Below are 11,301 nucleotides of genomic sequence, written 5' to 3' on the forward strand. Positions count from 1 at the left end.
GCGTACTTCGAGGCGGCGATTGCCGCGCAGGTCTCGGAGCTCGGGGCCTACGGGGATGCCTCAATCGCGCTCTGCGCACGGAGGTGGCCATGAACATAGTGAGATCCAGAAGTCTGGCCGCGACCCTCGACGCAGTCAACGAAGCATTCTTCTACGGGCGGCGCCTGTCGCAATTGGAGCGAGAGGAAGCGGCGCAATGGATTGCCGCGCGGCAGGGCAAGCCCGGCTCGTATGCCGACATGTTCGCGCCGACGGCGGCTGACATGAAGAGGAACCTGGTGCTCTTCAGCGGCGAGCGGGTGGTCGCCGGAGGCGGCGCTCGCCACATCCTGGGCGAAGAGGCGTGCCGCGCGCTGATACTTCTTGATGTAGCGCACGCGGAGGTGCGCGACGCTCTGGCGCAGGCGAGTCGCGGGATGATGGGCCGGCTGGTCAAGGCTCGGGATGAGCTTGGAATGTACTGCTGCGGGAGATGCAGCGTCGCGCTGTGGCGGCATCTCGCCGTGGGCGGGCTTGCCGAGGCCGATCCCGAACGCCGGCTGAGAGGCGGCATCAAAGTGCTCAAGTCTCACCGCGACGGCGACGGCCGGTGGCGACGGTTTCCCTTCTATTACACACTGCTCGCGCTGAGTGAGATTGATCTTCCCACGGCGACCGCGGAGATGCGATACGCGGCTCCGTCATGCGAGCGCTACCTGAGGCGCCCCGCCGCCCGCGACAAGCACGTGCAGCGGCGGCGAGACTTGGCGGAGCGCATACTGGCGAAATGCTGATGCGGGAAGAAGACCCGGCGTGACGCGGTTCAGGCCCGTCCACCCACGGCGCGGAACTGACGGGCTGCAGCGATTGCGCCAGCAGAGGCGTCGGCCTCAGATTCAGAAGCAAGGAGAACGCATTGGTTGAGCCTCTGAGCAAAGAGCAGGTCAGGCGCGCAGTGGAGCGCCGCAATCCCGCGGCGGTGCCGCTGATGCTGCACAAGTGGTGGAACGACGAAACCGCGAAGAAGTACGGTGACGACCTCAAGGAACTTGCGGCGCGCTACCCCGACGACGTCTTGTCCGCCCCATATCGGGCGCCCGGTGATGGTGAGATGCTGCGCAAGTACCCGGAGTATCGCTGGGAGTACCGGGATGCGCCTGCGGAGGACCAGCCCCGGGCGCATGACGCTCGGCACGTCATCGCCGACTGGAGCGACCTCGACGAGTTCCTCGCGAAGATGCCTCGGGGCGACCTCCCGGAAAGCATCGAGCCGACGACTGAGTTCGTGAAAAACCACGCGGACCGGTACGTCCTGAGCGGCCCGTGGTTCTTGTTCTACGAGCGCCTGTGGACGCTGCTTGGCATGGAGAACACGCTCGCCGCATTCCACGAGCGTCCCGAGGAAATGAAGCGCCTCGGCGAAGCGCTTGTGGAGTACTACAAGCAGGTGGCGAGGAGCCTGGCGCGGGCCGGCGTGGACGGGTGGCTCACGAGCGACGACCTGGGCGCGCAGAAGGCGCTCATGTTCAGCCCGGCGACCTTCCGCGAGTTCCTCAAGCCGTGGTTCGCCGCGGTGATCGCGGAATGCCACAAGCACGGCCTGCACTTCTGGCTCCATTCGTGCGGCCAGTTGACCGAGATCATGGATGACTTCTGCGAGATCGGGCTGGACGTGCTTCATCCGATTCAGGCGGGGTGCATGGATCAGCGGGCGGTAGCGCGGCGCTTCGGCGGCAGGATCACGTTCTTCCCGGGAGTGGATGTGCAGTACCTGCTGCCCGGCGGCACGGTCGAGCAGGTGCGGCAGGGGATCAAGGGGATGATTGACACCTTCGACCGGCCGGAGGGCGGCCTGATTCTCGGCGCGGGCAATGCCATCACCTCCGAGACGCCGCTGGAGAACATCGAGGCGTACCTCGACACAATTACGGACTACGGCCGCGAGGTGCGGAGGAGACATCGCGCCGCGTGAGGCTGCGGGCGAACGGGCCGCGACCGCTCCTGAGGAAGCAGTCACCTGTTCCGGCTTGGTCTCGCCGCGGGGATGGAAATCGCCCTGCCCTGACCCGCGAAAGCCCCCCTGCAAGCACAAGTAGCTGTATGCTGACCCTTCTGCGGGAAAGATGCAGCGCAGCGTAGAATAACGCCTCATGCGCCTTCCCCGCGAGACGTTTGAGCAACTCGTCGCCGAGGCAATCGAGGGGCTGCCGGATGAGTTCGCCGATAAACTCGACAACGTCGAGTTCATCATCGAGAATCACCCGAGCCCGGATGATTACGACGAGCGCGGCGTCGAACCCGGCAGCGTACTTCTCGGACTGTACCACGGCGTTCCGCTGACCGAGCGCTCGCCATTCTCACCGACGATGATGCCCGACGAGATCACCATCTTCCAGCGCCCGCTCGAGCAGGTCTGCCGCACGCCGGAGGAGATTATCTACCAGGTGCGCCGCACCGTGCTCCACGAGATCGCCCATCATTTCGGGATCTCGGACGAACGCCTCGAGGAGTTGGGGTACGGATAGGCGCAGACGCCGCGCCGGTGACGGTGCGATCTCCATCGCGACGCGAACATGTCTGCCCGCGCACTAGTTACGCGCGGAGGCGTTGGCGTGGCTGGCGAGCACATTCGGCCGTTGAACCGGCGCATCGCCCCGGCCGGGCGACGGCGCCGCGGCGGCGCACCACGGCGAAAGAGAGGTGGCGGATGACCAGGAAGCAGCGTTTCATGACCGCGCTGCGCGGCGGCGTGCCGGATATGGTTCCGGTCTCGCCGCTCATTCACAATCGCTACGCGCACGCCGTGCTCGGGCGCACCGGATGGGAGGCCATGTTCGAAGTGCACCAGATGATCGGCTCCATCCATCATCGCGGCAACGGCCACATCGGGGTGAAGATTCGTATGCCCGAGGGCTATCGCCATGAGACCACCGACATCGAACGCAGCCCTGACGGCCGCGTGACAACCGAGACCCTGTGGCACACCCCGTACGGCACGCTGCGCTCGCGCGAAACGCGCGGGATGATCCCACACGATCCGATGGTCGGGAAGACCGTTGAGTACTACGTCAAGAGCGAAGAGGACTGGAAAACGTACCGCCGGATCGTCGAGGACCGGCTCGCCGGCCTGGGGGCGCCGGAATGGGATGACTACCTGCGCGTGGCGGAGATGTTCGGCGAAGAGGCGGTCGCGGCCGTCAATCTGCCGACGCCATTCGTGAACCTGATGCAGATGCGCGGCATGCAGCAGATCCTCACCGACATCTACGACTGCCCCGATCTGCTTCAGAGCATCGTCGAGTTGGAGCGCGAACTGGCGAGGAAGCAGATCGAAGCGTTTCTCACGTCGCCGTGCGAGGTCGGCTGGCAGGACATCTGCTGGGCAACCGGGGCCAGCATGGGACCGAAGGCGTTCGAGCAGTGGTGCTTGCCCGACGTCGTGATGGCGGCCGATATGGTGCGCTCAGTTCCGGGCAAGTACACCGGCCTCTACACGCTCGGGCGCATTCGCGACCTGATGCCGATGTTCGCCGACGCCGGCGTGCATTTCGTCGAGACCTTCGAGCCGAATCAGGGAGATATCACGCTGGCCGCAGCCAAGCGCCTGTACGGGAAGCGCATGTGCCTGATGGGAAACTTCGACTCGACCATCCTCTCCTTCGGCACGGTCGAGGACGCGCGTATGGAGGCCCTGCGCTGCCTGCGCGAGGGGATGGAGGGGGGCGGCTACGTTCTCATCACCGGAGACGAAGTGCCTGCCGACACGAAGATGGAGAACCTGAGGGCAATGGTCGAGGCCGTCGAGGAGCATGGCCGATACGACACCTGAGACGCGCATCACGCAGGGGTAGGCGCGAAACCTGCCCGACCTGGACTACCCGAACTCCACTCAGCCAAAGCGTCTTCCGTGGCCGACGCGTGCGCATCAGCAGTGGGCGCCAAGCGGCGCGGCGCTCACGCCGGCGTCCACACCAGCGACGGCTCCTTGGGAAACAGCACCCGCAGGAGCAGGCTCACCTCGTCGCCGTCGTCGCCGCGATCGGCGGCGTAACAGTCGGGGTAGGCTGATTGCAGGTCATCGAACGAGCGGCGCCCGAAGAGCAACTGTAGGAAGGTGAACCCGGGGAATGCCGCGGACAGGCCTTCTCCCGGAGCCCACGGCTCGGCCTGCTTCAGCCTGCCGCGGTCGAACACGAGCCGCAGCCCTACCTGGTAGAAGCTGAGCTTCAGTTCCCCGGTATGCCCCACGGCCGGTGAGTCCGCGAGCCGACGCTCCAGGACCGGTGCGATGTGGCGGATGAAGTCGGGCAGATCGGGCACGCGGACGTAGAACGCGTACGGCTCGCGCGTGCGCGGCAATCGAGACGGGATGACCTCGTATACCGGATGCTGCGAGCCAATGCGAAACGCGAAGGATGTGAACTGCTTGTTGCCGCGCACCGCGCATTGCTCGCCGGTGGCGAGCAGGTAGCGCAGGACGGTCCGCGTTGGCGCCAGCCAGTTCGCGCCGGGTCTCAACTCGTAAACGAGGACGCCCAGCGTCTTGTCCCATAACTCGGTCGAGTGGACCAGGAGACCGATGCGGTCCCCACGTGCGGCCTCGATGAGGCACAGCTGGCGACTCTCCAGTGCCCGCTTGTTGCGGCCCTTGAGTTCGTAGCGCCAGACGGCGCTGCCGCAAACGCATGACACGAGGTATCTCCGCATGCCATCGCGATAGACCCGCGCCATGAAAGGCAAGTCGGCTTCCGTCGCAGGACGCACGCGATACGGCTCCTTCGCGCCCTTCTTCGGCGCCGGGACGCCGGCTTTGAAGCCGATCCGGCTGCCGCCGACCTCGAGCGCCATCTCGTAGCCGAACTGCCGGTAGAAATTGGGGATGCCGACGACGACCTGGCCCTTGTGCCTTCGCCGCGAACTCCAGCGGTGGGCCGCTTCGAACTGCGCGCGCACCAGGCCGCGCCGGCGATACTCCGGCCGCGTGCCCACCAGCTCCACCTGGCCGACGCCGAACGGGATCCCGGCGTACGACCAGGTCTGGGAGATGAGACACAGGGACGATACGACGGCGCCTGTACTAACGTCCTCGACCACGGTGAAGTCGCGCGCGCTAATCCCGGGGTGTGTGCCGGACATAAGCACGTCAATCCATACGCTCATGGCGTTCTGCACTTCGGGCGGATCCGAGGCGCAGTGGATCTCGCGATTGAACGCGGCGAGCGCAGCGGTGTCATCCACCGTCGCTCGGCGGAGGATGAGGCCGTCGCCGAGGTCTCGCGGAATGGTCGGCTTCGCTCCGGTCTCTGGTGTCATCCGTCTTCCTTCATCGCCTCGTGCATTTTCGCGGCGATGTCCCGCGCCTTCGCGCGCATCTGCTCGGGGTCGACCGCGAGCGGGTGCGGCCACAGCGTGAACAGCCGCCGCGCGCCCGCCTCCGCGCTCGGGCACGTTCCGGGCGCATAGCTCACATACTCGGGCAGCGGGTACCCGACGGAGGTACGTCGCTCGCGCTCCATCCGCTGGAAAACATCCTCGAGATAGTTTATCTCGTTGTACCTGCCGAAGTCGAGGTCAGCCGTCGTGAGAGTCGTCTGCTCCGGATCGAGCCAGAGGGGATATGCCCAGTAGTTCGGCCGGCTGTCGGGCGGCGTGTGAGCGAGGCGGAGCCCGGGCACCGAGCGCAGCTCTTCTTCGATGACGGCGGCGATCTCCGCCCGGCGCGCGTTGAACCGCTCGATCTTTCGGAGTTGGACGAACGCGACCGCGCCCTGCAGCTCGCTCATCCGGTAGTTGTGCCCGAACGCGAAGTGCCCGCGCTGGGGGATGCCGCCGATTTCTGTCGCCTCGGGCGGCGCGGCTTTGTCCCGGAACCACGGCATGCCGCAGTTGGAGTAGAGCACGGCGCGCGCATAGCCGTCGGGGTCGTCGGTCGTGACCAGGCCGCCTTCGCCGGCGGTCATGTGCTTACTCTGCTGGAGGCTGTAACAGGTGGCGTCGCCGAACGTCCCAACCATTTGCCCGCGGTAGTACGCGTCGTAGGCCTGCGCGCAGTCCTCTACGACCTTCAGGTCGTGCTTCCTCGCGACCCGCATGATCGGCTCCATATCCGCCGGGATGCCCCAGAGGTGAACGACGACGACCGCCTTCGCGCGCGGGGTGACCGCCGCTTCAACGGCATCCGCAGTGATGATGAGGTTGCGGGGATCCACATCGGCGAACACCGGCACCGCGCCGAGCCCAACCGCGGCCAGTGAAGACGCGATGAACGAGCATGGGGGACAGATCACCTCGTCCCCCGGCCCGATGCCGCACGCCGCCAGCGCGGCTTCATTCGCCGATGTGCCGGAGTTGACGGCGTGCACGTATTCCCGGCCGGCGTGCTCGGCGAACGCGTCCTCGAGGCGCGCGACGTAGTTCCCGCTCGCGCCGCGCCAGATCTCCTGGCTCTCGACGACTTCCCGCAGCGCCGCCAGCTCGTCCTCGCCGAACATGCGAAAGCTCATGTCGCATCCTCCGCACCGCCTTCAGGTCGGTAACGGCTCCTTTTCCGCGCCGTGGCCGCGCAGACCTGCGGCCCGGAGCAGCGGCTCGTCAGGGGACCAGCCGTGCGCGAGCAGGTCGCTCACGTGGGAGCCGCGACCCGGTCACGGGCGCACCGGCGCAAGCAGGGAGAGTGCCGACGCGGACGGAATCACTTGCGCACAACTGGCGCCGGTGACTGACTTACTCACGGCTGCAAGGAGACACGATGAAGATATACCTCCTCTGCGACATGGAGGGGACGTCGGGCATCTGGAGGGCGGAGCAGACTGACGCGAAGTCCCCGCATTGTCAGCAGGGGCGCGAACTGCTCGTCGGCGACGTCAACGCGGCCATCGCCGGCGCGATTGACGGAGGCGCCGCCGAACTCGTGGCCTGTGACACGCACGGAAGCGGGCCGAATTTCCTGATAGAGAAGATGGATGAGCGGGCGGAATACGAGACGCCGTCCGCGGACTCGCCGATGCCGTCGCTCGACGAATCCTTCGATGGCCTGATCCTCACCGGCCATCACGCCATGGCCGGTACGCTCAACGGTTTCCTGGATCACACCATGAGTTCGGCCGGATGGTTCTGTTTCAAGATCAACGGCAGGCCGGTGGGTGAGATCGGCATGGAGACCGCTCATGCCGGACACTTCGGCGTGCCGCTCATCATGGTCACGGGAGACGAGGCGGCGTGCCGCGAGGCCGAGGAGCAGTTCCCGGGCGTGGTCACGGCGGCGGTGAAGCGCGGTCTGGGGCGCAACCAAGCGCGCCTCATGCCGCTCGGCAAGGCGCACGCGCTGATCCGCGAGCGCGCGGCGCAGGCGGTGGCCAAGGCGAAGGAACTGAAGCCGTGGAGGCTCGAAGCGCCGATAACGCTCGAGTTGACGTACTACCGCAGCGACATGGCCGACCGCGCGGCAGCCGACCCGGACGCCGAGCGTGTGGATGCCCGCACCGTGCGCAAGGTGGTCTCGACGGCGGAGCGTGTGTGCCGGTTCTGAGTGGCGACTGCGAGCAGTGGCGCGGGGAGAGGTGACGGCGTGGCGGCGAGAGAGACGGTGACGCTCGGCGCGACAGGCGACATCTCGTTCTCGGGCCAGACCGGCGTCGAGATGATGGAGCGCGGCGCGGACTGGCCCTTCGAGTCAATGCGCCCGCACCTCGCGCGCGCGGACGTGCTGTTCGGGAATATGGAATCCGTCGCGATTCCCGACGACTATCCCAGGGATCAGATAGACCCTGACGGTTTGATATCGCCCGTCCCAGGCCCCGACGGCGCGGCAGCGCTCAAGCGGGCGGGGTTCGATTTCCTCAACCTTGCCGCCAATCACATCCTCGACGCCGGCGCCGTGGGCATGGATTACACCAAGCGCTGCCTGGAGCAGGCGGGCATCGCGACGGGCGGCGTCGGGTATTCGCAGGCCGAAGCGCGCCGGTTGGCCGTGCTGGAGACGGGCGGCCTGACGTTCGGCTTCCTGTGCTACGGCGAGGACAGTAACTACACGCTCGGTCATACGACTCCGAGCTACGCCTACTATGAACTCGATACCGTAGTGGAGGACGTGCGCCGGCACCGGGCAGATGCGGACGTTCTGGTCGTCTCCATCCACGGCGACCTCGAGTTCATGCCCACGCCGTCGCTGCCCCGGCTGTGCAACTCCCGGGAGATCGCGCGCGCCGGCGCCGACCTCATTCTCCAGCATCACCCGCATGTGCCCCAGGGCATGGAGATGGTTGACGGTTGCCTGATCGCGTACTCGCTGGGCAACTTTGTCTTCGATGCCCACAGCTTCGGCTATCTCAGGGACAACGGGCCGCACACCGCGCACTCGTTTCTCCTGCTCGCCGAGGTCGGGCGCAACGGGGTGGAGTCGTTCGAGCGCGTGCCGTTCGAGATTCGCGAGTCCCCTGAGGAGCGGCCTGTCGCGCTGGAGGGTCGCGCGCGCGGGGCGATGCTGCGGTATCTCTCGCGCCTCGACGCGAAACTCGCGGACGAAGAGGCGGTCAAGCGAACATGGCGCAAGGTCGCAAAGCGGATGTTGAAATCGTACATCCAGAAGGCCGCCGAGCGCGATGTGGACGGGGTCATCGAGGAACTGGTTGGCCGCGTGTGCTTCGTCGCTGAGAACCGGAGCTGGGCGCAAGAGATCCGCGACATGGCGCGCGAGCAGTGGGATCAGATGAACCGCGAGGCGGATCCGTTGCACCGGCCGCATTACCGCTTCACCAGGAAGCGCCCGCGCCGCCGCGTCCGCCGCCGCAAGTCCTGAGCCGGCGACATCCCGCTCGCATTCGCGCACTCGTGGAGAGCGCGCCCGGAACGCCCTCTATTCAATCACGACGACATCATATTCGTCGAGCATCGGCAGAGTCGCGACAACCACGCCGCCGCGAGTCTCGTACGGGATGTCGGCGTCGAGCCGCAGCGAATGCACGCGCGAGACGCGATCTCGCGCGAGTCGGATCGTGATATCGCGGACCGGAATGAATTCGCCGACGGGCCGGTGCATGTCCGCTGTGTTGTTGACCAAATGGATGAGGTCCGTATCCGGCGCCTTGTTGCGCCACTCCACGTAAACTGACTGCGGGGCGCGGATTTCGAGAGGCAGCGAGGTCGCACACCCGTGATCCTCTCCCTTGCAGGGAGAGGGATTCCTGGTCACCCAGCGCACCATGTCATTGATGAGCCGCTGGTGCTGCAGCATGCCGAGTTCGCCGAAGACCGCGCTCAGCGCGCCGGGACAGTAGGCGACGCGCCCCTTGCCTAAGGTGCCGAGGATCAACCCCGGGTTGTCGGTCTCGCCCCGTGGGACCATGTAAGACCTGCCGAGCGGCACAGTAACAACGGCCGGCACCTGCGTGTCTGCGCGAGGCCGCACTCCCAGTATGTGCACGGGCCGCGGAACGAGTTGCCCTGGCCGGTATGATCCGAGCTGTGTCGCGGCCGCGGTCATCTGCAGATAGTCCTCCGTCCTGGACGGCACGAACATGCCGTCAACCGACTCGATGCCGAGCAGCGTGCGCCATTGGCGGTCATCGGTCGGATTGCCCCGCTCATCATACATCCCGCTCTCGAAGTCCGCGTAGAGCCCGCCGCCTGCGGCCACGAAGTCGCGAATCGCCTCCCGCTGCCCCGCACTCAAGCACGGCGTGTTGGCAAGCGCCAGCGCGTCGTACCGAGATAGCACTTCGGGCGCGACGTCGCAATCCCACAGTATCTCAACCGGCAGATGCGACCGCGCCAACGCGAGAAACATGCCCGTCGTAGAGCCGGTCACCAGTCCGTCGCACACGCCCTTGCGCTTCTGCGTCTCGACCGCGCCGCCCGCGACATCGGCGATCAGATCGCGCTCGACGCCGCTGCCCGGCTCGATGTACAGCTCCTTGCGCTGCGACAGATACCAGTGATTCGACGCGCTGCCGACGAGCATCGCGACCCGCGCGGCGCAGCGCGTGTCGGTGAAGTACGCCTCGTGTCGCTCGACGAAGGCGTTGGTCTCCGCCGCGGCCTGCGCCTCCTCGCGACTGTGCTCCAGCGCGCGATCCCACACCGCAAACCACGTGTTCGACCCGGCGGCGACGGTCTGCGCGAACGCGAGCTTCATCTCGTTGACCGGCAGCGGGATGTAGTGCCACGCGCCCAACGCGTGATGCGTGTACACCTGTGACACGCGATTGCGCGCGCCGAGGTACTTGCCGAGCAAGGCGGAGGCGAGGATGTAATGGCGGCCTGAGGTGGGGTGGAAGAACTGCTCGGCACCGTTGATATCCTGGCAGTCGCTCAGTCTCTGAATGTCGCGCGCCACCCGCCACGCGCCCGCCGCATAGCCGCCGCCGTTGAGGTAGATGCAGCCATCCGGATTCACCGACCGCAGCGCCGCCCGCGCGTCGGTCAGGAAGCGCGCCATGGACTCCTCGCGAAACTCGACCCAGTCCTTCCAGGTTTCGCTGCGCCAGTCTTCCTCCGACGGAGCGTCGCTCCCGCTCGGCTCGCGGAAAAGGCGCCGGCACGCGTCGCAGTAGCACGCGCCTGGGAAGACCACCGGGCCGTCGAGGAACGCGCCGGCGATGCCCGTCTTCGCCGCCTCGCGGATGAGGTCAAACGCCCAGTCGCGCCACGGTGTGTTGACGCACATGGTCGTGCCCGCGCCGTAGAGCGGATGTCGCCGCCCGTACGGCTCTCCGTCGGCGAGGAGCTGCTCCCAATCCGGATGCGCCTCGGCGAACTCATAGCCAAACCAGTGCAGGTTGATGTAGGCGAGCACCTTGATGCCGCGGCGCTCCGCATGCGGGATGTAGTCGCGCAACACGTCGCGGTCACCGAGCACGTCGAGCTTCTCGAACTTATCCGTGTCGAACGTCACGATGTGCGCCATCCCGGGCGAGCACCCGAGGTTGGCCATCACCCACTCGGCATTGACGTGGAAATCCTCCTTGGCCTCGCGCGCGAGTTCGGCGGGATCCTGCGCGAGCAGGCGGTCGTATTCGCTGATGTAGTCCCGCCGCATGATGCGGAACGGGCGCGTCCACCACGGCGTGGGTGCTGCCGGCATGGGCTGTCCTCTCGGTATGCGGTGCGGGAGTTGCGCGCAGCGCGATAGCTGCGGGCGGGTGAGGAATTAGGCGGCGCCGCGCCGAATCCTGCAGTGTGCGCCGTGAGCGCATTGCGTTATCCCCACAGGAGGCGTGGCTCATGCACCGCATCGGCCTGATCGGCATCGGCAATATCGGCAGCCATTTCGGGAAGGTGCTGCGGGAGGCGGATTATCCCCTCACGGTGCTGGACATTGACCGT

9 protein-coding genes are annotated in these 11,301 nt (G+C 66.4%); 6 read left to right on the forward strand and 3 right to left on the reverse strand.

Going from position 1 to position 11,301, the window contains the following annotated elements; genetic code table 11:
• Positions 1–89: 89 nt before the first annotated feature.
• From JSV65_06945 to JSV65_06960, 4 genes are all read left to right on the forward strand, one after another.
• Positions 90–773 carry a hypothetical protein gene (locus tag JSV65_06945; GenBank protein UCH36085.1) on the forward strand — a complete coding sequence of 228 codons (684 nt, stop codon included), beginning with the start codon at positions 90–92 and terminating at the stop codon, positions 771–773.
• A gap of 122 nt (positions 774–895) precedes the next feature.
• The gene (locus JSV65_06950) at positions 896–1,951 is read left to right on the forward strand and encodes a methylcobamide--CoM methyltransferase (GenBank protein UCH36086.1); all 1,056 of its coding nucleotides are present in this window, start codon (positions 896–898) and stop codon (positions 1,949–1,951) included.
• 178 nt (positions 1,952–2,129) lie between these two features.
• Positions 2,130–2,504, forward strand: a complete 375-nt coding sequence (locus JSV65_06955) for a metallopeptidase family protein (GenBank protein ID UCH36087.1) — start codon at positions 2,130–2,132, stop codon at positions 2,502–2,504.
• Positions 2,505–2,686: 182 nt separating this feature from the next.
• A complete protein-coding gene (locus tag JSV65_06960; protein ID UCH36088.1) occupies positions 2,687–3,808 on the forward strand; it encodes a hypothetical protein in 1,122 nt (373 codons plus the stop codon).
• A gap of 125 nt (positions 3,809–3,933) precedes the next feature.
• Here the strand turns inward: JSV65_06960 and JSV65_06965 are convergent, their stop codons facing one another.
• Together JSV65_06965 and JSV65_06970 are read right to left on the reverse strand one after the other, a co-directional pair.
• Complete coding sequence (locus JSV65_06965) at positions 3,934–5,292, reverse strand: GNAT family N-acetyltransferase (protein UCH36089.1); 1,359 nt, start codon at positions 5,290–5,292, stop codon at positions 3,934–3,936.
• Complete coding sequence (locus JSV65_06970) at positions 5,289–6,482, reverse strand: DegT/DnrJ/EryC1/StrS family aminotransferase (GenBank protein UCH36090.1); 1,194 nt, start codon at positions 6,480–6,482, stop codon at positions 5,289–5,291. The genes JSV65_06965 and JSV65_06970 overlap by 4 nt, the downstream gene beginning before the upstream one ends.
• A gap of 245 nt (positions 6,483–6,727) precedes the next feature.
• On the opposite strand from JSV65_06970, the gene JSV65_06975 reads away from it, so the two are divergent.
• The gene (locus JSV65_06975) at positions 6,728–7,507 is read left to right on the forward strand and encodes a M55 family metallopeptidase (protein ID UCH36091.1); all 780 of its coding nucleotides are present in this window, start codon (positions 6,728–6,730) and stop codon (positions 7,505–7,507) included.
• Positions 7,508–7,546: 39 nt separating this feature from the next.
• Positions 7,547–8,776, forward strand: coding sequence for a CapA family protein (locus JSV65_06980; GenBank protein ID UCH36092.1), 1,230 nt, complete (start codon positions 7,547–7,549; stop codon positions 8,774–8,776).
• A 57-nt stretch (positions 8,777–8,833) separates the two neighbouring features.
• Here JSV65_06980 and JSV65_06985 read toward each other — a convergent pair whose 3' ends face one another.
• Complete coding sequence (locus JSV65_06985; protein ID UCH36093.1) at positions 8,834–11,059, reverse strand: hypothetical protein; 2,226 nt, start codon at positions 11,057–11,059, stop codon at positions 8,834–8,836.
• Between the last annotated feature and the right edge of the window lie 242 nt (positions 11,060–11,301).

This window comes from Armatimonadota bacterium (genome assembly GCA_020354555.1).
Lineage (GTDB): Bacteria > Armatimonadota > Hebobacteria.